The sequence below is a fragment of the Mycobacterium sp. NPDC049093 genome (genome assembly GCF_040704635.1).
Taxonomy (GTDB): domain Bacteria; phylum Actinomycetota; class Actinomycetes; order Mycobacteriales; family Mycobacteriaceae; genus Mycobacterium.
In genome coordinates, this window is sequence record NZ_JBEZJS010000006.1 from 530,711 (window position 1) to 551,005 (window position 20,295).

The window sequence follows — 20,295 nt, forward strand, 5'->3', positions numbered from 1 at the left end:
GCTATCCCGGGCGCGGCTACTTCTTGGGTTTGTCCGAAGCGGCATCGGTGGACAGCGCCGCGACGAAAGCCTCCTGAGGAACCTCCACGCGACCGATGGTCTTCATGCGCTTCTTGCCCTCCTTCTGCTTCTCCAGCAGCTTGCGCTTACGGGTGATGTCACCGCCGTAGCACTTGGACAGCACGTCCTTGCGGATTGCCCGAATGTTCTCGCGGGCAATGATTTTCGACCCCACGGCGGCCTGTACCGGCACCTCGAACTGCTGGCGCGGGATGAGCTCCTTGAGCTTGGTGGTCATCTTGTTGCCGTACGCCGACGCCGAATCCTTGTGCACGATGGCGCTGAACGCGTCCACGGCCTCGCCCTGCAGCAGGATGTCGACCTTGACCAGATCTGCCATCTGCTCGCCGGCCTCCTCGTAGTCGAGGCTCGCGTAACCGCGGGTGCGGGACTTCAGCGAATCGAAGAAGTCGAAGATGATCTCGCCGAGCGGCATGGTGTAGCGCAGCTCGACGCGCTCGGGCGACAGGTAGTCCATGCCGCCGAGCTCACCGCGCCGAGACTGGCACAGTTCCATGATGGTGCCGATGAACTCGCTGGGCGCGATCACGGTGGTCTTGACCACCGGCTCGTAGACCTCGCGCACCTTGCCCTCGGGCCAGTCCGACGGGTTGGTGACCACACTCTCGGAGCCGTCGTCTCTGACAACGCGATAGACCACGTTGGGCGCGGTGGAGATCAGATCGAGGTTGAACTCGCGTTCCAGGCGCTCCCGGGTGATCTCCATGTGCAGCAGCCCGAGGAATCCGCAGCGGAACCCGAAGCCCAGCGCCACCGAGGTTTCCGGCTCGTAGGTGAGCGCCGCGTCGTTGAGCTGGAGCTTGTCGAGCGCCTCGCGCAGCACCGGATAGTCCGAGCCGTCCACCGGATAGAGCCCGGAATAGACCATCGGCCGGGGCTCCCGGTAGCCGGTCAGCGCCTCGGTGGCACCCTTCCGCGCCGTCGTCACGGTGTCGCCGACCTTGGACTGCCGGACGTCCTTCACACCCGTGATGAGATAGCCGACCTCGCCGACGCCGAGACCGTCGCTGGCCTTCGGTTCAGGGGAGACGATGCCGACCTCGAGCAGTTCGTGGGTGGCACCGGTGGACATCATCGCGATCTTCTCGCGCGGGGTGATCTTGCCGTCGACGACGCGCACGTAGGTGACGACGCCGCGATAGATGTCGTAGACGGAGTCGAAGATCATCGCCCGGGCCGGCGCGTCCGAATCTCCCGTCGGTGCCGGCACCTGCCGGACCACCTCGTCGAGCAGTTCGGCCACGCCCTCGCCCGTCTTGCCGGACACCCGCAGCACGTCGGACGGCTCGCACCCGATGATGTGCGCGAGCTCACCGGCGTAGCGCTCGGGATCCGCGGCGGGCAGGTCGATCTTGTTGAGCACCGGGATGATCGTCAGGTCGCGGTCGAGCGCCAGGTACAGGTTGGCCAGCGTCTGCGCCTCGATGCCCTGGGCGGCGTCGACCAGCAGCACGGCGCCCTCACAGGCCTCCAGGGCGCGGGACACCTCGTAGGTGAAGTCGACGTGGCCGGGGGTGTCGATCAGGTGAAGCACGAACTCTTCATCGCCGACTTTCCAGGGCAGGCGCACATTCTGTGCCTTGATCGTGATGCCGCGCTCACGCTCGATGTCCATCCGGTCCAGGTACTGCGCCCGCATCGACCGGTCGTCGACGACGCCGGTGAGCTGCAGCATCCGGTCCGCCAGCGTCGATTTGCCATGGTCGATGTGGGCGATGATGCAGAAGTTCCTGATCTGCGCCGGCGCAGTGAACGTCTTGTCGGCGAAGCTGCTGATGGGAATCTCCTGGTGAGCGTGGGTGTCCAGCACGTGCTGTGCCCCCTAAGGGTATCGAGCAACCACCGTCGCGACACAATCGCCAGGGGTCCCCTCGCATATGCTCGACACCATTGCGTCGCAGTGGAAGGCGTTCCAACAGGTTCTCAAGGGCGTGATGGACGGTGCCGAGAACCTGGTGTTCAACGAGGCACCCAAGTTCGTGCGCCAGCTACAGACCACGGACAACGTGCCCCGCACCGTGCAGCAAGGCCTCCAACAGGGGCTTCAGCAGGGCCTCAGGCTGGGGCTGGGCGTCCTCGCCGGCGCGGCCGCCCCGGCGCCCCAGGCGATCACCGCCGGCCGGCCGGTGTCGAAGAACAGCGTGCCCACCGCACACCGGGCCCGCAAAGTCGTCTACGCGCCCGATCTGGACGGGCAGGCCGATCCGGGCGAGATCGTGTGGACCTGGGTGGTCTACGAGGACGATCCGACCCAAGGAAAGGACCGCCCGGTTCTGGTGGTGGGCCGCGATCAGCGCACCCTGCTCGGGCTGATGCTGTCCAGCCAGGACTACCACCGAGACGATCCGGACTGGATCGGCATCGGCGTCGGCACCTGGGATTACGACGGCCGGCCGAGCTGGGTCCGGCTGGACCGGGTGCTCGACGTCCCCGAGGAGGGCATCCGCCGGGAGGGCGCGATCCTGGACCGCGGGCGGTTCGAATCGGTCGCCATCCGGTTGCGCGCCGAGTATTCCTGGAGCTAGCCCGCCGAGCCGCGGCCTCCCACGAACCGGACGTACGGTCCGGCGTCGTCGACCGTGATCCGGCACTGCACGCCGTACACGTCGGCCACCAGGTCTTCGGTCAGCACCGCGACCGGGCTGCCGGCAGCCACCACCCTTCCCGCCGACAGCATCACCACGTGGTCGCAGAACATCGCCGCGAGGTTGAGGTCGTGCAGGGCCACCACGGCGGTGACGTCGAGCGTGCGGATCAGCGCCAGGATCTCCAGTTGATGCGCGATGTCGAGGTGATTGGTCGGCTCGTCCAGCAGCAACTCGCTGGGCTCCTGTGCGAGAGCCCGAGCGATCTGCACGCGCTGACGCTCCCCGCCCGAGAGGGTGTGCCACAGGCGGTCGGCCATACCGTCGAGACCGGTGGCCGACAGGGCGGCCACCACCGCGACGGTGTCGTCGCCACCACCGCCGAACACCGAGCTGTGCGGGATCCGCCCCAGCCGGACCACATCGCGCACCGCGATGTCCAGGTCGGTGTCCGCGTGCTGGCCGACCATCGCCACCCGTCGCGCCACCGCGCGCCGCGACATCCTGTGCAGATCACGACCGTCGAGCTGCACGGCGCCTGAGTCGGGCCGATCGAGGCCGGCCAGCAGTCGCAGCAGCGAGGACTTGCCGGACCCGTTAGGGCCCAACAACCCGACCGTGCTTCCGGGAGCCGGATCCACCGTGACCCCGTCGAGCACGACCCGGCCGGACCGGGTCCAACGCACCTCATCTGCCCGCAGGGTCATCGGTCAACCTTCTTGCGCCGCAGCAGGATCAACGCGAAGGCGGGCACCCCGAGCAGAGCGGTGACCACCCCGGTGGGTAACTCCTGCGGCGCGAACACCGTCCGGGCCAAGGTGTCCACCCACACCATGAAGACCGCGCCGAAGATCGCCGCGGTGGGCAGCAGACGCCGATGGCCGGGCCCGACGACGAATCGTGCGGCATGCGGCAGCACCAGCCCGACGAACCCGATCGCGCCGGCCGCACTGACCAGGGCCGAGGTCATCAGCGCGGTGATCACCAGCAACACGATGCGCGCGGGGGTCACCGAAACGCCCAGGGTTGCAGCGGCATCCTGCCCGAACGCGAAGGCGTCGAGAGTGCGCGCGAAGGCCAGGCACACCACCAACCCGACCCCGACGACACCCGCGCAGAGGAGCACGTCGGACCACGACACTCCGGCCAGCGAACCCAGCAGCCAGAACAACACTCCCCTGGTCTGCTCGGCGTCCGCCGACGACAACACGATGAAGGAAGTCAGCGCCGAGAACAGTTGGGTCCCGGCCACTCCGGCCAGTACCACCCGGTCCGTCCCGCCGCCGGCGGCGTAGGCGAGCAGCAGCACCACGGCGAACGACACCACCGCGCCGATGAAGGCGCCGCCGGACAGGCTCAACGTGCCGGCGCCGACACCAAGCACCGCTACCAGCACGGCACCCGTCGACGCGCCCGAGGACACCCCCAGCACGAACGGGTCGGCCAGCGGATTACGCAGCAGCGACTGCAGAATCGCCCCGCACAACGCCAGCCCGGCGCCACAGATCGCGGCGAGCACGACCCTGGGCAGCCGCAGTTGCCAGACGATGCTCTCCTGTAGTCGGGTGGCCCCTGACTGGCCGAGGCCGAGCCGGTCGCCGACGATGTGGTATACGTCTGCGACCGACAGTGCGGCGGGCCCGATGGTGATGGCCACCGCAGCCGAAAACACCAGCAGCAGGAGGCCGCCAACCCACAGCCCGCCCAGCCACCCGGTGCGCACGCTCACCGCGGTGAACCGAACCCGAGGTCCCGCAGGCCTTTCGCCACCTTCTCGGCCCCGTCCACCGTGCGGATCGACGGGTTGAGATCGGCCCCGTTGACCACGATGTAGCGAAGCTGCCGCACCGCGGTCAGTCCCCGGGTCAGCGGATTCGATTCCAGGAACTCGATTTTGGTCGTCAGCGCGTCCCCGTCGATCGTGCGTCGGCTCAGGTCCGCCAGCACCAACACATCCGGGTCGCGGTCGGCCACACTCTCCCAACTCACCTGCGGCCATTCGTCGGTGGTGTCGGCGAACACGTTGCGCGCCCCGACCGTCCCGGCGATCACCCCGGGCGATCCACAGCAGCCGGCGAAGTAGGGGGCGCGGATATCGGAGAACCAGAACGCCATATCGATGTCGTTTTCGGTCTCGGCGGCCGAGGCCATCCGGTGACGCAACTGTGCGATGAGCTGATCGCCGCGGTCGGCGACATCGAAGATCGTTGCCAGATCCCGGATTTCGGTGTAGATCGCATCCATGGTGAACGCTGCGCTCCGCGCTCCGTCACCGTTGACCGAGGTCTTGCCTTCGCAGTCGCTGGGCGCGAGATACGTCGGGACACCGAGTTGCGCGAACTGATCCCGGTCGGCGACGCCACCCGGCCCGAGGGTTCCGCCGAAGGAGGCCGTCACCAGATCGGGTTCGGCGTCGAGCACACTCTCCAGAGACGGTTTGTTCACCGCGAGGCGTGGCACCCGGGCGTTGTCGGCCGCCAGGTCGGATCGGACGGGATCGGTCCAGGTGGCGGTGCCGACCATGCGGTCGGCCAAGCCCAGTGACAACAGGATCTCGGTGGAGCTCTGGTTGAGCGAGACTGCCCGCTGCGGCGGTGCGTCGATCACCACCTGCCTACCGCAATTCTGCACGGTCACTGGATATCCAGCCGCCATCTGAGAGGCCGCGGTCGGGCCGGCCTGGGCACACCCGGCCAGTAGCAGCGCACCCATCCCGCAGGCGATCAGCCGGTTCACTGGGCCAGGCCGAACGTCTTGAAACCGGCCGCCAGCTTCTCCACCGCGTCGATCTCCCGGATTCCGGGGTCGAGTTCGGACCCGGTCAGCACGACATACCGCTTCTCGCGCACCGCGGCCATGTTCCTGGTCACCGGATTCGATTCCAGGAACTTCACTTTCGTGTCCAGGGAATCACCGTCGATGCGCCTGCGGTTGAGGTCGGCCAGTATCAGCACGTCAGGGTCACGATCGGCCAGCGACTCCCAGCTGACCTCCGGCCAGTCCTCGCGGGCGTCGGCGAAGACATTGGTGACACCGAGTTCGGTCGCGTACAGGCCGGGCGCCGAGCAGCATCCGGCCAGGTACGGCGTCCGCAGCCCCGAGAACCAGAACGCCACAGTGGTATTGGACGCCGTGATCGACGGTGCGTCGTCCAGCCGCCGGGTAAGCCGGGTGATCAGGTCCCGGCCACGCTGCTGCACATCGAAGATCTGCGCCAGCTCGGTGATTTCCCGAAACAGCGTGTCGAATGCCAGCGGCTCGGTACGGGTGACGGTCTCACCATCGACCTTCGCTCCGGTGCACACCGAAGGCGATTGATACGTCGGGATACCCAGCTGGGCGAACCTGGCACGGTCGGCGACCACCGCGGGGGTGAAGGTATGAGCGCTGGCCGACGTCACCAGATCCGGCTCCACGCTCAGCACTGCTTCCAGACCCGGGTCGTTGTCGGCCAGCCTGGGCACCTCGGCGTTGTCGTCCGCGAGTTCGGGCAGGACCGGGTCGAACCACGTGGAGGTGCCGGCCATCCGATCGGCCAGACCGAGCGCCAGCAGAATTTCCGTCGACGCCTGGTACAGCGATACCGCCCGCTGCGGAGGCCCGTCGAACGTGACGGTCACACCACAGTTCTCGATGGTGAGTGGATAGCTGGTGGGGCCTGGCCCGGCAGATGCCGCGCCCGCGTTGTCCGCAGGTGGGTCGGGGCGCCCGCACGCCACCGTGAGTGACAGTGTCACAGCCAACAGGGACAACACCGCGAATACCCGCACGGCCAAGACTTCCTTCGATACAGGGCTCGGTCGCGGAGCCGTCGACAGTCACACCCGGCCACAGGTGATCGGACTCGAGGCGGTGCCTCATACCGTTGCGCGTCAGTTCCGGTTTCGCACCGGATTCCCCTGTTGGTCGGTCTTCGCACTGTAACAGCCACGATGTGGCGTGATTGCCTGCCCGCGACGGGCGTTCCGACGCATTAAATCGGCGTCAGCGGGCATTCCTAGGCCATGACCGCGCTACCACCCGATCCCGATCCGGCCGAGATTCCCGATCTGGAACCCGGCGGCGGTGTCGCTCCCGGCGCCACCCCGCCCGACTCGGCGCAAACCTCGGGCCTGGGCGAACCCGCACCGCGGCCCAGGCATCGGTACACGCCCACATCCGTGGCAGCGATCATCGGGGTGGTGCTGCTCATCGCGGTGTTCGTCGCGGTCGGTGTGTTGCTGATCATGAAGATGACCGGCGTATTCGGATAGCCGGCCGCCGGCCGATCTGTCCTACCGCGGTCGGCGCCACATCGCAGTCATCACCGGTCCGCCGTCGGGCAGCACGATCTCGCCGGTGACCTCGAACCCGAAACGCAGGTAGTAGGGAACATTGTCGGGGTTGCTCGATTCCAGATACGCCGGAGCGTGTTCGGCGTCGACCCGGTCCAGCCGGGACTGCATGAGAGCGTGCCCGAAACCGCCACCGCGCACGGTGGGATCGCTGCCGATCACCGCCAGATACCAGTGCGGGTCCTCGGGGTGATGCTTTTTCATCAACCCGGCGATCTGCTGGCCCCGACCGGCCCGGCGCCCGAAAGCCACGGCGAAGCCGGGCATCATCAGCAGCTCCTGCAGTTGGGTGTGCCGCCAGCAGCCGGGTGGATCCCACAGTGCTGCCGCGCCGATGACACCGTCCTGCACCGCCACCTCACTACCTCCTCCGGCGAGGAAATGGTGGCGGGTCATGGTGGCGAACATCCGGGCCAGCGCCCGCTTCCGGTGCGTGTCGTCCGGCAACATCCACGTCATCACCGGGTCGTGGTGGAACGCCCGGCCCAGGACAGCGGCGAGCTGTTTGATGTCTGATTTGTGGGCGGGACGGACGTCGACGGCGGCCATGTGCCCACCATCGCATACCTGCGGACGTGCGCGGAATGCCTGATGTGCGGAGCACGTTGGTTCATAGCCGCATCGATCATCGCGTGGCCGACCGAGTTCGCGGCGCCGCGATGAGCACTCAGGTCAACGGCTCTGGGTGATGTAGGCCTGCAGCTGTTCCTGCTCGGCCTCGAGTTCTTCCATGCGGGTCTTGACGATGTCCCCGATGCTGACGATGCCGGCGAGCCTGCCGCGGTCGAGGACCGGGATATGGCGTACCCGGTTCTCGGTCATCAAGGCGCTGAGGTGATCGACGGTGTCGCGGGGCGTGCACGTCGCCACCACCGTGGTCATGATCTCCGACACCGGCTGCGCCAACAGGCTGCTGCCGCGTTCGTGCAGTTTGCGCACCACATCGCGTTCCGAGACGATGCCGGCCAAACCGTCGGGTCCCATCACGACCATGGCACCGATGTTCAACTCGGTCAGCCCCGCCAGCAGCTCGGTCACTGTGGTCTCGGGCGAGATCGTCACCACCGCCGTGCCCTTGTTTTTCAGCACGTCCGCGATTCGCATCGGCAGCCTCCATCGTGATCCACCTCACACCAGGCTAAAGCGGTGTTCGTCAGTTAGGAAGAAGCCACGCCTGTTTGGTTCGGGACGAGTAGGAATGACCCCATGATCGAGGTCACGCTGCTCGGCACCGGTAGCCCGATTCCCGATCCGGAGCGGGCCGGGCCGTCAACCCTGGTCCGCGCCGGCGGCCAGACGTTCCTGATCGACTGCGGGCGCGGCGTGCTGCAGCGCCTGGCTGCCGCCGGATCGGGCGCCAACCAGCTCAGCGCGCTGCTGCTGACTCATCTGCACAGCGATCACATCGCCGACCTCGGCGACGTGATCATCACCCGTTGGGTGAGCACGTTCACCGCGGATGCCGCTCCCCTGCCGATCATCGGTCCCCCGGGCACCGCCGAGGTGGTCGAGGCGACACTGCGGGCCTTCGGGCATGACATCGGTTACCGCATCGCCCATCACGCGGACCTGACGGCTCCGCCACCCGTGGAGGTACATGAACACACCACGGGTGTGGTCTGGGATCACGACGGCGTGCGCATCCAGGCCGCCCCCACCGATCACCGGCCGGTGACACCGACCATCGGGTTCCGGGTCGAGCATGCCGGCGCGTCCGTGGTGCTGGCCGGCGACACCGTGCCATGCGAGAGTCTCGATGCCTTGGCCGCCGGCGCAGGAGCCCTGGTGCACACCGTGATTCGCAAAGACCTGGTGAATCAGCTTCCGATGCAACGGATCCGCGACATCTGCGACTACCACTCGTCGGTGGAAGAAGCGGCTGCCACCGCCACCCGGGCCGGCGTGGGCATCCTGATCCTGACCCACTACGTTCCGGCGATCGCTGCGGGCACCGAGGACGACTGGCGGGCGTTGGCCGCATCGGAATTCGACCGACAGATCGAATTGGGTGACGATCTGCACCGTGTCCAGGTTCATCCCGGAGTGTGTACCAAGGCGCGCAGCTGATCTGCGGCGTGCGCCACGAAATCCGTTGGCATCGACCCGGGCGCTGCGCTCACACTGAACCGCACCGAGCGGGAAGGGGTGATCGCGATGCAGGGGTCGGGGCAACCCGGAAATGACCCTCTGGACGATTTGGCCACGGCGATGGCTGAGGCGGACGGCGGAGGCAGCCTCTACGCGGCGGCGAACATCCTCGCTCAACTGGCCGCCGACGGGGTTGAGCTCGACAAGGTGATGTCGGTGTTGTCGTCCGTACGCCCACGCACCTGGCTGCGGCTGGACACCGCATTGCGGAAGGTGCGGCATCCGAGTTACCGATGGCGACAGATCATCGAGGCCGCCAGGCACAGGTCCGATTCCGTGGCCCTGCTGCTGACCGCCTGCTCCGGAGACGGTCGGCAGCGGCAGCGTGCTGTGAATTCCCGGTCGATGCGGGATGGTCAGCGGCTGCTTCCCCTGTTGTTGATCCGTACCGCGGATTGGGCGGAACCGGTTCGGGTCGACGCCGCCGCGGCGCTGCCCGCGATGCTCGCCGACGCAGATGCGGATGCGTTGATCGCGGCGACGGGCGTCGCGATGGCAATGCGGGACTGGCGTCGCGGCGAGCACGCCGTCGCAGCGGTCACCGAGGCGTTGCGGACACGGACGGACGGAACGCTCGACGCGGCACGCATGAGCGGCGATGTCCACGTCCGCCGGCTGGCTTACCGCGTGTGGCTCGAGCAGGCTCAGCCCGACTCGACGGCAGTCGTCGAGGCGGCCCTGACCGAGCGGGACAACGTCTGCCAGAGTTTGTGTGTCGAGGCTGTCGTCCGTTCCGCCATACGCCGCGGGCAATCGGACACGTTGGAGCATCTGCTCGGCGCCCGCTTCACGCGGGTGCGCGCCGAGGCACTTGCCGGCCTGGTCCAGATCGGGCGCCCAGAGGCAGGGGAACCAGTCCTGGCTGATCGGTCGGCGACTGTGCGGGCAACTGCCCAGTGGGCCATGCGCCGTGCCGGCCGGGACGCGGCTGCACGTTACCGGGAGTTGCTCTTCTCGGTTGACGACGCACACCTGCGCGGTGTGGTCGCCGGGCTCGGCGAGTGCGGCACCAACGATGACGTGGAGCTGGTCTGCTGCTATCTCGAGCATGACCGGCCGCGGGTGCGAGCCGAGGCGGTACGGACAGTGCGCCGGCTGGGTGGCCCCCTCGACAGGATCTCGGGCATGCTCACCGACCCCGCCCCGATTGTCGTGCGTGCGGTCCTGGCCGCGCTACGCGGTCAGCCAGACCGTCCGCCGACGGATCGGTTGTGGAAATTGCTGCGGGCGGACCAGCCACCACACGTTCGGCAAGCGGCGTTCAGCCTGCTGGTCAGCAGGGATACCTGGGCACGGATCGAGGCCGACCTGCAGGGTGTCGTCGACGTCGACGACAAGCTGCGCGCCCATGCCAGCACAGATCTCAGCGGATGGTTGGACCGCGAGGCCTCGACCGCATACCAGCTGCCGCACCCGTCCACCCTCGATCGCCTGGGTTCGCTCATCGATGCCGCCGAGCCGACCATCGGCGTCCACGAGGCCCATCTCCTGCGCTGGCACCTGGGGTTGTCAGATTAGGTGGCGAGCCGATCCGCTGCGCCCGCAACACAATTGAGGTCGGCACCGGTCAGCGGCCGGCCGCGGGCGATGACCACAACATGCTGGATTCCCGAGTCCGCCAACGCGTGGCAGCGCTCGACGAGCGCCTCAGGCCGCGCATCGTCGTCAAGCGCCGTGGTCACCGTTCGCTCGATCGCGTCGGCCCGCCGTCCGACGTCGGCGCAATGCCGATCGAGAACCTCGAGCTGCCTGCGGATCGTGGCGCCGCCGTCGGGTATGTCGAACAGGTTGCACGCGTCGCCGTACTGTGCGACGAGCCGCAGTGTGCGACGCTCACCCGTTCCGCCGATCAGCACGGGCGGATGCGGTGCGGTGACGGGTAGCGGACTGCCGATCGGCTGTTGCGCAGTCAGATGCTCACCGAGGAACGCTGTTTGGTCGCCGCGCCACATCTGACCGGCCAACTGCAGCAGTTCGGTCATCCGCTCGAACCGTTCCTCGGTGTCAGGTAGGAACAGTCCCATCGCGGTGGCCTCGGCAGCGTTGTAGCCCGCACCGAGCCCGAGCCACGCCCGCCCGTTCGACAGCACGTCGAGCGTCGTCACCGTCTTGATCAACAGGGCGGGCGCGCGGAAGGTCGCCGCGGTCACCATCGTGCCCAACCGGATGTGCCGCGTCGCCGCACTGAGGTAACCGAGCACGGTGTACGCCTCGAGCATCGGGGCGTCGCTCCGACAGGAGGGGTCGGCCTGCACGAGATGATCGGCCACCCACAGGGTGTCGACGGCGGTGCGGTCGAGGAACGTCGCCAGATCGGCGAGTCGCTCGTGAATCGGTTCCGGCCACGAATAGTTCGTGACACTCACGCTGAGCTTCATCCGTGCCGCACGTGGGCCCGGCGCGTCGGCAGGAGGGCACCGGCGACGATGAGCCAGATCAGGCCCGTGAACCGGGCGATCGGCAGGATCACCGCGGCTTCTGGCCAGATCAGTACCAGCGTGGCCACCTCGGCCAGCGCGGCGATGCCCAGACCGGTCCAGGCCAGCGCCCGCGGCAACAGCCCGAGGATGAGGCCGGGCACCGCGATCCCGGCCAGCAGCAGACCGAGCGCGACAATGTGCCCAACCCCGCCCGTGAGGAACACCAGGTAGTACAGCGCGTGGATCAGACCGTCGTCGACCACCACCTCGGGTCGCGACATCGTCCAGCAGATCAGCCCAGCCAAGGCGAGTGCACCGGAGGCGAGAACCCCGCCCGCCAGGGCGATGGTCGCACCCGGCGCCGTCACGCCGAGTTGCCGTAACCGGGTGCTCACCGTCGCGGCATAGATCGCCAGCGGTACCGACGCCGCGAACGTGCCCACCGCACTGGCCTGCACCGCCCCGTGATGGTCGTGGACATATCGGAGGACATCTACGGCCGCGCCGTACGGCAACGGCATCACCCCGCCGAGCGCGACGCCGACGCCCAGCCCCACCAGCACCAACGCGAGCGAGACCGCTGCCAGCGGGGCCAAGGGTGGTCCGCCTTGAGGACCCCCCGATCGCGGCGGCCGGATTCGATCAGCTGTTGAATCGTTCATGGGTTGAACGATATGCCCGTAGTCACCCCCGCGGCAACCGTGTGAATGTTTTCAGTTTTGAACCATTTGTCAGTGATACGGTTTCGACGTGGAAACTGGGCCGGACACCGTGGCATTCCTGCTGGCGCAACTCGGCCACCGGGCGGCGACACTGTTCGCCGAGCAGATGGAGACCCTCGAGCTCACCCCTCCGCACGCCGGCATCCTGCGCGCCATCGGCGGTCAGCCCGGCCTCAGCCAGCAGGCCCTGAGCACCCAACTGAGCCTGTTGCCCAGCCGGGTGGTGAGCTACGTCGACGACCTCGAGGACCGCGGTTACGTCGAACGACGCCGCAATCCCGACGACCGCCGACTACACGCGCTGTACCTCAGCACCGCGGGAAAGAAGACGCTGCGCCGCATCGGAGAGCTGGCGCGCCGGCACGATGAGCGCATGACCGCCGGCCTCGACGCCGCCCAACGGGACAACCTCCACGTACTGCTGCAGACCCTCGCCGTGCACCACGAGCTGGCACCGCACGTGCACCCCGGCTTTCGCAACCTGGGCCGCGCCGGTGCGGGCCGGCTCAAGCCAGCCGAGTGACCTCCACGACCACATCGAGATCCGTCGAGCCCTCACCCGAATAGATCCCCTTGAGCGGGGCCACATCCGAATAGTCCCGGCCCACACCGACACTGACGTACTGCTCGTTGATCTCGGAGTCGTTGGTCGGGTCGTAGTGCCACCAGCCGCCGGTCCACGCCTGGATCCAGGCGTGGCTCTGACCGTCGATGGTGTCGCCCACCACCGCCTCCCGCGACGGATGCAGGTAACCCGACACATACCGGGCCGGAATTCCCATGGACCGCAACATGATCAACGACAGATGGGCGAAATCCTGACACACGCCCTTGCCCTCCCGCAGGGCATCCAGACCCGAGGAGTGCACCCCGGTGGTACCCGACACATAGTCGAGTTCGCTACGCACCCACTGCGCCACCGCCCCGACCGCCTCGAACGGATCGTGCTCCTTGGCAATCCGCTGTCCCACGCGCGCGATCCGCTTGCTGTGCGGTGTGTAGTGGGTCGGACTGAGCACCTCGTCGAACCGGTCGATCACGGCCTCGGTATCCAGGTCATCCCACCCGGCCAGCTCATCGGGTTTCTCCGCGACGTCGGTCTCGACCACCGAGGACCCCGAGACCTCCAACTCGGTGTGCGGAGCGTGCAGGTCGAAAGCTGTCACCGCCGTACCCCAATAGTCGACGTACCGGTAGGACCTGGTCGCCGGGATGGTCTCGACGCGGTTGAGGATGACGTTCTGACGCGAATCCGACCGCGGGGTCAATCGGGCCTCGTTGAACGACGCCGTCACCGCCGACTTGTACGCATATCCGGTCGAGTGCACCACCCGTAGCCGCCACATCTAAACCTCGCCCTCCTCGATCACAACCACATCCCCGTGACCGGCGTCGGTCCAGGCCACCCAGGGTGCGGAGTGGAAGTACTGCAGTGCCAACGCTTCTCCGACGTCGCGGCAGGTCTTCTGCAAGCCGGCCAGTCGGGCATCCAACGATTCCAGCAGCGCCCCCGGCTGCAGGAACTCGAGCTCACTGCGCGCCCGGCCCAGCAGCCGCTGAGCCTCGGCGGTGGCCCCCAGCCGGCTGTGCGGCCGGTTGAGCAACTCGTCGAGACTGTGTTCGGCCAACCGCAGCGAATAGAAGATCGACCGGGGGAACAGCCGATCCAGGAGCATGAACTCGACCACCCGACCGGCGTCGAGCACGCCGCGGTAGGTACGCAGGTAGGTGTCATGGGCCCCGGCCGAGCGCAGCAACGTGACCCAGGCCGGCGACGACCCACTGTCCCCGACCCGCGACAGCAGCAACCGGACGGTCATGTCGACGCGCTCGATCGCGCGCCCCAACAACATGAACCGGTAGCCGTCGTCGCGGCTCAACGTCGAATCGGCCAGGCCCGCGAACATCGCCGCGCGCCCCTCGACATAGGACAGGAACTCGTGGGGGCCAAGGCGTTTGGCCGCGCGCTCCCGCTCGGCGAGCGCGTTGTAGGTGGTGTTGAGACACTCCCAGATCTCGGTCGAGGTGACTTCGCGGGCACCGCGGGCATTCTCGCGGGCAGCCGAGATCGAGTCGACGATCGAGTTACCCCCGCTGTCGCGGCTGAACGCCACGATGTCGGTCAAGGACCACACGTCCAGGCGGCGGGTGGGCGGCTCGATCCCGAGCACCCGCAGCAGCGTGCGTGAGGCCACGTCGGGGTCGACGCTGGAGTCCTCCAACAACTGGTGCACCGTGACATCGAGGATGCGTGCGGTGTCGTCGGCCCGTTCCACATAGCGTCCGATCCAGTACAACGACTCGGCATTGCGCGCCAGCATCTACCCCCACCCCCTGCTACTGCTGTTGTTGAGACGACGAACCATCAGCTGCGCCATCACTTTTGGGCCCGTTGGCGGTTTCCGGCAGTGACCGCACCACCTCGGCCGCGGCGAGTTCGCGATCGGCCGCAGACGTCCGCGATGCCAGCACCCAGGTGTCCTTCGACCCACCGCCCTGGCTGGAGTTGACCACCAGAGACCCTTCCGGCAGCGCCACCCGGGTCAGCCCGCCCGGCAGGACCCAGACGTCGTTGCCGTCGTTGACCGCGAACGGGCGCAGATCCACGTGCCGGGGCGCCAGCTTGTCGCCGATCTGGGTGGGCACGGTGGACAGTTGCACCACCGGCTGGGCGATCCAGCCGCGCGGGTCGTTGCGGATCTTCTTGGCGATCGCGGTCAGTTCCTTGGCCGAGGCGTCCGGACCGAACACGATCCCGTACCCGCCCGAACCTTCCACCGGCTTGATGACGAGTTCGTCGATCCGGTCGAGCACCTCTTCCCGTTCGGCGTCCACCCAGCAGCGGTAGGTGTCGACATTGGCCAGCACCGGCTTCTCGCCCAGGTAGTACTCGATGATCGTCGGGACGTAGGTGTAGACGAGCTTGTCGTCACCGACCCCATTGCCCACCGCACTGGAGATCACGACGTTGCCGGCCCGGGCCGCGTTGAGCAGGCCGGCCACCCCCAGCACCGAGTCGGGCCGGAACTGCATCGGGTCCAGGAACGCGTCGTCGATGCGTCGGTAGATGACGTCGACCTGACGCTCGCCCTCGGTGGTGCGCATGTAGACGGCGTTGTCGCGGCAGAACAGGTCGCGCCCCTCGACCAACTCGACCCCCATCTGCCGGGCCAGCAGCGAGTGCTCGAAGTAGGCCGAGTTGTAGACGCCTGGGGTGAGCACCACGACGGTCGGGTCCGCGACATTGGTGGGTGCGGCGTTGAGCAGCGCCCGCAGCAGGTGCGACGAGTAGTCGCCGACGGCACGCACCCGGTGGGTGGCGAACAGGTTCGGGAAAACGCGCGCCATCGTGCGCCGGTTCTCCATCACATAGGACACCCCGGACGGCGACCGCAGGTTGTCCTCGAGCACCCGGAAGACGCCCTTGTCGTCACGGATCAGATCGATGCCCGCGACGTGGATACGCACCCCGTTGGGCGGAACGATGCCCGCGGCTTCCCGGTGGAAGTGCTCACATGACGTGACCAGCCGACGCGGGATCACGCCGTCCCGCAGAATCTCCTGCTCGCCGTAGACGTCGTCGAGATACATCTCCAGCGCTTTCACCCGCTGGGTGATGCCGCGTTCCAGCCGAGACCATTCGGCCGCCGAGATCACCCGCGGCACCAGGTCGAGCGGGAACGGCCGCTCCTGGCCCGACAACGAGAATGTGATGCCCTGATCGATGAACGCCCGGCCCAGCGCGTCCGACCGCGACCGCAGCTCGGAGGCGTCCGACGGAGCAAGCTCGGCGAAGATCCCCTTGTACGGTCCGCGCACGTTGCCAGAGCCGTCGAACATCTCGTCGAAAGCCTCCGAGTAGCGGCCCAACCGGTTGTAGCCGTCGAAGACGCCCTGATGTCTGACGCGGCGCGCCGAAGCGGCACGCTGTCCGGCTGGGCCGGACCCGTTCGACCCTGGCCCTTGGCTACGGACTGTTCTCAGGCTCACCCTTGCCATGCTGCCGCACCTGACGCCGTTTCGCCGGGTCAACGGCGCAGCCCGTTTCGGCAGGCCAAAGGCCGATTGACGTGGTACAAGTGTCTGGAACCGGGGCGCGGGCAGCCCACGTTCGGCCGGCGCCGCTTTGGGAGTTCGGACGCCTCGCTGGTACCCTGAACAGTCGCTGCCCGCAGTGCGGGTGTGCGCACCCAGACTTCGGTAACCCCAGCTAGAGAATTACGAAGGAATTTTTACGTGGCCAACATCAAGTCGCAGGAAAAGCGCATCCTCACCAACGAGCGTCGTCGGCTGCGTAACCAGTCGGTGAAGTCGTCGCTGCGTACCGCCGTGCGCGGCTTCCGCGAGGCCATCGACGCGGGCGAGAAGGACAAGGCCGCCGAGTTGCTGGTGTCGACCAGCCGCAAGCTCGACAAGGCCGCCAGCAAGGGCGTCATCCACGCCAACCAGGCTGCCAACAAGAAGTCGGCCCTGGCCCTGGCGCTGAACAAGCTCTGATCCTTCGGTTCAACCCGAAATAGTTTTCCCGGTTCACCGGGTGGCGAGTTCCGCCACCCGGCGTACCGCTGTTTCAAGGGCGTAGTCGGCATCTGCCGCTGCGCCCTTTACGTCTGCGTTGAGTGCGGCGACCACCCGCATGGCCTCGGCCACCGAGTCGCGCGACCATCGGCGCGCCTGCTTCTGCGCCTTCTGCACCCGCCAGGGCGGCATCCCCAGTTCACCGGCCAGCCGGTACGGATCTCCCGAGAGCGGACCCACCCGCGCGATCGTGTGCACCGCCTCGGCCAGCGCATCGGCTAGGACCACCTGCGGCTCGCCGGCCAGCATCGCCCACCGCAACGCCTCAGCGGCCCCCGCGACATCTCCGGTCACCGCCTTGTCGGCGATGTCGAAGCCCTTCACCTCCGCTTTGCCGCTGTGATAGCGGCGCACCGCGACCGCGTCGACCTGCCCTGCGGTGTCGGCCACCAGCTGTGAGCACACCGCGGCGAGCTCACGGATGTTCGAGCCGACCGCGTCAAGTACCGCGGTGACCGTGTCGTCGGACACCTTGACCCGCAGTGTGCGGAACTCGCCCCGCACAAAATCTGCACGCTCGGCCGGCTTGCTGATCTTCGCGCACGGATGCACCTGTGCGCCAAGCTTTTTCAATTGATCGGCCAGCGCCTTGGCCCGCCCTCCACCGGAGTGGATGACACACAGCACCGTACCGGGCGGCAGATCGGCTGCGGCCGAGGCGATCAGGGCCACGGCATCCTTGCCTGCCTCGGCGGCCGCCTCGAGCACCACCAGGCGTTCCTCGGCGAACAGCGATGGGCTCAGCAACTCAGCGAGCTCGCTGGTGCTGACCTCACCGGCCCGCATCCGGTCCACCGGAACGTCATCGGACCCGGCCTGCCGGCGCAGCGCCCGCAGCACCGACCCCACCGCACGCTCGACCAGCAGTTCCTCATCGCCCAGAACCAGGTGCAGACCGTCGATCTGTTCGCTCACACCGATGATCGTGTCACGCCGACCCGACAGCCCCGACCACCTGGCCCGCCAGCGCCCAGGCCAGCAACCCGAACACCAGCGCGGCCAACCCGCGACGCATCCAGCGCAGCCGCCACAACACCGTCAACGCCAACCCGCCCAGTGCCACCGACACCACGCCGGCCAACCCCGAGGGCGACGGCACGGCGGCTGCCGGCAGTGCCGAAGCCCAGCGGGCCACCGACAGCAGCCACCACAGCTCCGGTCCGGTGAACCGGATCAACAGTTGGGCTGCACCCGGCCAGACCGTCGAGCACACCGCCGCCGCGGTGCCGAGGATGGTGATCGGCGGAATCACCCACGCCACTGCGAGATTGGCGGCGACCGCCACCAGGCTGACCGTCCCTGAGATCCCGGCCACCAGCGGCGCGGTCACCAGTTGGGCCACGACCGCGACGCTGACCGCCGCCGCCACCGGGCGCGGCCAGCCGCGGGCCTGCAGCCGGCCCGACCATACCGGCGCCAGCACGACGATGCCCGCCGTCGCACACACCGACAACGCGAACCCGACGTCGACCGCGAGTTCGGGGGTGGCGATCATCAGCGCGATCACGCTGGCGGCCAATGCGGGTACCGCCTGCCGACGCCGGTGGGTCAACACCGCGAGCAGGGTCACCGCCCCCATCACCGCGGCCCGCAACACGCTGGCCGAGGGCTGCACGACGATGACGAACCCGACCAGCCCGGCGCCCGCGAGCAGCACGGCCGCTCGCGGCCCGATCAATGCCGCGCCGAGCAGCAGCGCACCGCACACGATGGTCACGTTGGCGCCCGACACCGCAGTCAGATGGGTCAGACCCGCAGTGCGGAACTGTGCGGTCGTCGTGCCGGTGACCGTCGAGGTGTCCCCCAGCACCAACGCGGGAAGCATGGCCGCCTGATCGGCGGGCAGCACCGCCCGGGCCGCCTCGGCGAAGCCGGCCCGGATCCGTTGGGCGGCGCGCTGCACCGCCGATGCCTCACCCAGCGACGGCTGACCCGACGCCGACAGCACGGCCACACTCAGATCCCTGCGGCCCGGACGCCGCACGGATGCCCGGAATGTCGCCGGACGCCCCGGATCGACCGCCCCGAAGCCAGGTGGTGCGAACACCAGGACGTGCCCCGACATCGAGGACTGATCCACCCGACGCAGCGCGGCCCGGAACATCACCCGACCGCCCTTGATCGTCCGCGGAGTCTCGGCGGGAACGACCTCGACCGTCGCGGTTGCGCCGTAGAGACGACCGATCGGGTGATGGTCGACCTGATGTACGCGCAGCCCGACGGCGACGCCGAATCCGGCCGCGACGGCCGCCACCGCCAGAACGGCAGCAGCAACACCCGCGCCCTGGCCGTCTCCCCAGCGGGCGGCCAGCCAGGTCAACCCCACTGCGCCGAGGCCCACCATCACCGCGGCGCCCGCACCCCAGACGATGGCCGCCGCCGACACCGACCACGCGGTCAGGGCGGCCGGGACGAGGCGCAGATCCAGTGGTTGCCCCGCGGCCCACCCGTCGTCGGCGTGCCCGTCCCGGTCGGAGGCATCACGCCCGGACCAGCTCACGCAGTTTCTCCAAGCGCGCCGGACCGATCCCGTCCACGTCGCCGAGTTGATCGACACTGTCGAACCGGCCGTGGGCCGCCCGCCAGGCCACGATCGCCTCGGCGGTCACCGGACCGACACCGGGCAACGCGTCGAGGTCCTCGACCGTCGCCGTGTTGAGGTCCACCGGCCCCGACTGCGCGCCGGCGGTGGCTTTCGCAGCCCCTTTCTGCGGCGCACCGGGTTGCCTCGACGGCGGCGCGTCGCCGGCGACCGAACTGCCCATGGTCGCCGGTTGCCCCGGCGGCGGGTCGATGCCGACCACGATCTGCTCGCCGTCGCCGACCCGGCGGGCCATGTTCAGCCCGATCAGGTCGGCACCGTCGAGTGGGCCACCGGCGGCTTCCAGCGCATCGGCGATCCTCGCCCCGGGTTGCAGGGTCACCAGACCGGGCTTGTGCACCAGCCCGACGACGCTGACCACCACCGGTCCTGGCGGGGCGTTCGCATCCGGTGTCGGGCCCGCCGACGAAACCATTTGCACCGGTGGCAGATTGGCCGAGGCGACCGGCGGTGCCTGCTGACGGATCAAGGTGAAAACGGTGACCAGGATCGCGAGGACCCCGACGCCGGCCAGCACCACGGCCCCGGCGCGGCCGGGGTCGGCCCGGACCCTCGTCAACCAGCCCGGGCCGTCCCCCGGCGCCGTATCGGGCAGCCATCTCGACAGCGCGCTCTCGGAGGCGGTGTCTTGTTCGCCGCTGACGCCCTCGGCGTCGGCCTCATCTCCGCTACCCCGACGACCACCGCCCAGACGACGGAGCCGCTCCACCGACAAATCGGTTCCCATGCCCGCGACGGTAAGTGCGGGCGACGACGATCCCAGGCGCCCGGGGCGCCGGCGCGCACCTCCTGTGGATGAATCGTGCGCTGGGGATTACCGGCTGG

21 protein-coding genes are annotated in these 20,295 nt (G+C 68.2%); 6 read left to right on the forward strand and 15 right to left on the reverse strand.

The features are described from left to right. Positions 1-16: 16 nt before the first annotated feature. Positions 17-1,891, reverse strand: a complete 1,875-nt coding sequence (gene lepA, locus AB0876_RS25730) for a translation elongation factor 4 (RefSeq protein ID WP_491841292.1) — start codon at positions 1,889-1,891, stop codon at positions 17-19. A 67-nt stretch (positions 1,892-1,958) separates the two neighbouring features. Between lepA and AB0876_RS25735 the strand changes: the two genes are divergently transcribed. Further along, positions 1,959-2,606 (forward strand): type II toxin-antitoxin system PemK/MazF family toxin, encoded by a 648-nt coding sequence (locus tag AB0876_RS25735; protein WP_526043254.1) that lies wholly within the window; start codon positions 1,959-1,961, stop codon positions 2,604-2,606. Here the strand turns inward: AB0876_RS25735 and AB0876_RS25740 are convergent. Genes AB0876_RS25740 through AB0876_RS25755 form a run of 4 tightly spaced genes read right to left on the reverse strand, consistent with a single transcriptional unit; the run spans position 2,603 to position 6,436 of the window. Next, the gene (locus tag AB0876_RS25740) at positions 2,603-3,373 is read right to left on the reverse strand and encodes an ABC transporter ATP-binding protein (RefSeq protein WP_491841290.1); all 771 of its coding nucleotides are present in this window, start codon (positions 3,371-3,373) and stop codon (positions 2,603-2,605) included. The two genes, AB0876_RS25735 and AB0876_RS25740, sit on opposite strands and share 4 nt — an antisense overlap. Further along, positions 3,370-4,395: a FecCD family ABC transporter permease gene (locus tag AB0876_RS25745; RefSeq protein WP_491841289.1), complete on the reverse strand. Its 1,026-nt coding sequence runs from the start codon at positions 4,393-4,395 to the stop codon at positions 3,370-3,372. The genes AB0876_RS25740 and AB0876_RS25745 overlap by 4 nt, the downstream gene beginning before the upstream one ends. Beyond that, positions 4,392-5,378 carry an ABC transporter substrate-binding protein gene (locus AB0876_RS25750; protein ID WP_526043288.1) on the reverse strand — a complete coding sequence of 329 codons (987 nt, stop codon included), beginning with the start codon at positions 5,376-5,378 and terminating at the stop codon, positions 4,392-4,394. The genes AB0876_RS25745 and AB0876_RS25750 overlap by 4 nt, the downstream gene beginning before the upstream one ends. Positions 5,379-5,398: 20 nt before the next feature. Continuing rightward, the gene (locus AB0876_RS25755) at positions 5,399-6,436 is read right to left on the reverse strand and encodes an ABC transporter substrate-binding protein (RefSeq protein WP_491841288.1); all 1,038 of its coding nucleotides are present in this window, start codon (positions 6,434-6,436) and stop codon (positions 5,399-5,401) included. Between the two features lie 234 nt (positions 6,437-6,670). Here AB0876_RS25755 and AB0876_RS25760 point away from each other — a divergent pair, with 234 nt between their 5' ends. Beyond that, entirely contained in the window at positions 6,671-6,919 is a 249-nt protein-coding gene (locus tag AB0876_RS25760) for a DUF6480 family protein (RefSeq protein ID WP_491841287.1), read from the forward strand. Between the two features lie 21 nt (positions 6,920-6,940). Here the strand turns inward: AB0876_RS25760 and AB0876_RS25765 are convergent, their stop codons facing one another. Both AB0876_RS25765 and AB0876_RS25770 read right to left on the reverse strand, forming a co-directional pair. After that, positions 6,941-7,549 (reverse strand): GNAT family N-acetyltransferase, encoded by a 609-nt coding sequence (locus tag AB0876_RS25765; RefSeq protein WP_491841286.1) that lies wholly within the window; start codon positions 7,547-7,549, stop codon positions 6,941-6,943. A 123-nt stretch (positions 7,550-7,672) separates the two neighbouring features. After that, positions 7,673-8,104, reverse strand: a complete 432-nt coding sequence (locus AB0876_RS25770; RefSeq protein WP_064882456.1) for a CBS domain-containing protein — start codon at positions 8,102-8,104, stop codon at positions 7,673-7,675. A 102-nt stretch (positions 8,105-8,206) separates the two neighbouring features. On the opposite strand from AB0876_RS25770, the gene AB0876_RS25775 reads away from it, so the two are divergent. Continuing rightward, a complete protein-coding gene (locus AB0876_RS25775; protein ID WP_491841285.1) occupies positions 8,207-9,067 on the forward strand; it encodes a ribonuclease Z in 861 nt (286 codons plus the stop codon). 141 nt (positions 9,068-9,208) lie between these two features. After that, entirely contained in the window at positions 9,209-10,666 is a 1,458-nt protein-coding gene (locus tag AB0876_RS25780) for a HEAT repeat domain-containing protein (protein ID WP_491841284.1), read from the forward strand. Here the strand turns inward: AB0876_RS25780 and AB0876_RS25785 are convergent. Both AB0876_RS25785 and AB0876_RS25790 read right to left on the reverse strand, forming a co-directional pair. After that, a complete protein-coding gene (locus AB0876_RS25785; protein WP_526043255.1) occupies positions 10,663-11,514 on the reverse strand; it encodes a TIGR03560 family F420-dependent LLM class oxidoreductase in 852 nt (283 codons plus the stop codon). The two genes, AB0876_RS25780 and AB0876_RS25785, sit on opposite strands and share 4 nt — an antisense overlap. 8 nt (positions 11,515-11,522) lie before the next feature. Beyond that, positions 11,523-12,230, reverse strand: a complete 708-nt coding sequence (locus AB0876_RS25790; protein WP_491841282.1) for a hypothetical protein — start codon at positions 12,228-12,230, stop codon at positions 11,523-11,525. 88 nt (positions 12,231-12,318) lie between these two features. Between AB0876_RS25790 and AB0876_RS25795 the strand changes: the two genes are divergently transcribed. Then, positions 12,319-12,813 (forward strand): MarR family winged helix-turn-helix transcriptional regulator, encoded by a 495-nt coding sequence (locus AB0876_RS25795; protein WP_526043256.1) that lies wholly within the window; start codon positions 12,319-12,321, stop codon positions 12,811-12,813. Here the strand turns inward: AB0876_RS25795 and AB0876_RS25800 are convergent. Genes AB0876_RS25800 through AB0876_RS25810 form a run of 3 tightly spaced genes read right to left on the reverse strand, consistent with a single transcriptional unit; the run spans position 12,797 to position 16,289 of the window. Beyond that, a complete protein-coding gene (locus tag AB0876_RS25800; protein ID WP_526043257.1) occupies positions 12,797-13,636 on the reverse strand; it encodes a transglutaminase-like domain-containing protein in 840 nt (279 codons plus the stop codon). The two genes, AB0876_RS25795 and AB0876_RS25800, sit on opposite strands and share 17 nt — an antisense overlap. Then, positions 13,637-14,611 (reverse strand): alpha-E domain-containing protein, encoded by a 975-nt coding sequence (locus tag AB0876_RS25805; RefSeq protein ID WP_055115532.1) that lies wholly within the window; start codon positions 14,609-14,611, stop codon positions 13,637-13,639. A gap of 16 nt (positions 14,612-14,627) precedes the next feature. After that, on the reverse strand, positions 14,628-16,289 hold the full coding sequence (locus AB0876_RS25810; RefSeq protein ID WP_491841279.1) for a circularly permuted type 2 ATP-grasp protein: 1,662 nt from the start codon (positions 16,287-16,289) through the stop codon (positions 14,628-14,630). Between the two features lie 237 nt (positions 16,290-16,526). Between AB0876_RS25810 and rpsT the strand changes: the two genes are divergently transcribed. Then, positions 16,527-16,787 carry a 30S ribosomal protein S20 gene (rpsT, locus tag AB0876_RS25815; RefSeq protein WP_055115535.1) on the forward strand — a complete coding sequence of 87 codons (261 nt, stop codon included), beginning with the start codon at positions 16,527-16,529 and terminating at the stop codon, positions 16,785-16,787. Between the two features lie 33 nt (positions 16,788-16,820). Here the strand turns inward: rpsT and holA are convergent, their stop codons facing one another. From holA to AB0876_RS25830, 3 genes are read right to left on the reverse strand one after another with little or no spacing between them, the layout of a single operon-like run. Further along, positions 16,821-17,771, reverse strand: coding sequence for a DNA polymerase III subunit delta (holA, locus tag AB0876_RS25820; protein ID WP_498887062.1), 951 nt, complete (start codon positions 17,769-17,771; stop codon positions 16,821-16,823). A gap of 25 nt (positions 17,772-17,796) precedes the next feature. Beyond that, positions 17,797-19,368 (reverse strand): ComEC/Rec2 family competence protein, encoded by a 1,572-nt coding sequence (locus AB0876_RS25825; protein WP_491841277.1) that lies wholly within the window; start codon positions 19,366-19,368, stop codon positions 17,797-17,799. Beyond that, positions 19,349-20,197, reverse strand: a complete 849-nt coding sequence (locus AB0876_RS25830; protein ID WP_491841276.1) for a ComEA family DNA-binding protein — start codon at positions 20,195-20,197, stop codon at positions 19,349-19,351. Before AB0876_RS25830 ends, AB0876_RS25825 begins: the two co-directional genes overlap by 20 nt. Between the last annotated feature and the right edge of the window lie 98 nt (positions 20,198-20,295).

Excerpts from the sequence above, each read along its gene's own strand:
- AB0876_RS25800 (WP_526043257.1), bottom strand. The coding sequence starts at position 13,636 with ATGTGGCGGCTACGGGTGGTGCACTCGACCGGATATGCGTACAAGTCG.
- AB0876_RS25780 (WP_491841284.1), top strand. The coding sequence starts at position 9,209 with ATGGCTGAGGCGGACGGCGGAGGCAGCCTCTACGCGGCGGCGAACATC.
- AB0876_RS25760 (WP_491841287.1), top strand. The coding sequence starts at position 6,671 with ATGACCGCGCTACCACCCGATCCCGATCCGGCCGAGATTCCCGATCTG.
- AB0876_RS25735 (WP_526043254.1), top strand. The coding sequence starts at position 1,959 with ATGCTCGACACCATTGCGTCGCAGTGGAAGGCGTTCCAACAGGTTCTC.
- AB0876_RS25790 (WP_491841282.1), bottom strand. The coding sequence starts at position 12,230 with ATGAACGATTCAACAGCTGATCGAATCCGGCCGCCGCGATCGGGGGGT.
- AB0876_RS25830 (WP_491841276.1), bottom strand. The coding sequence starts at position 20,197 with ATGGGAACCGATTTGTCGGTGGAGCGGCTCCGTCGTCTGGGCGGTGGT.
- AB0876_RS25810 (WP_491841279.1), bottom strand. The coding sequence starts at position 16,289 with ATGGCAAGGGTGAGCCTGAGAACAGTCCGTAGCCAAGGGCCAGGGTCG.
- AB0876_RS25770 (WP_064882456.1), bottom strand. The coding sequence starts at position 8,104 with ATGCGAATCGCGGACGTGCTGAAAAACAAGGGCACGGCGGTGGTGACG.
- AB0876_RS25805 (WP_055115532.1), bottom strand. The coding sequence starts at position 14,611 with ATGCTGGCGCGCAATGCCGAGTCGTTGTACTGGATCGGACGCTATGTG.
- AB0876_RS25765 (WP_491841286.1), bottom strand. The coding sequence starts at position 7,549 with ATGGCCGCCGTCGACGTCCGTCCCGCCCACAAATCAGACATCAAACAG.
- AB0876_RS25740 (WP_491841290.1), bottom strand. The coding sequence starts at position 3,373 with ATGACCCTGCGGGCAGATGAGGTGCGTTGGACCCGGTCCGGCCGGGTC.
- AB0876_RS25750 (WP_526043288.1), bottom strand. The coding sequence starts at position 5,378 with ATGGGTGCGCTGCTACTGGCCGGGTGTGCCCAGGCCGGCCCGACCGCG.
- AB0876_RS25775 (WP_491841285.1), top strand. The coding sequence starts at position 8,207 with ATGATCGAGGTCACGCTGCTCGGCACCGGTAGCCCGATTCCCGATCCG.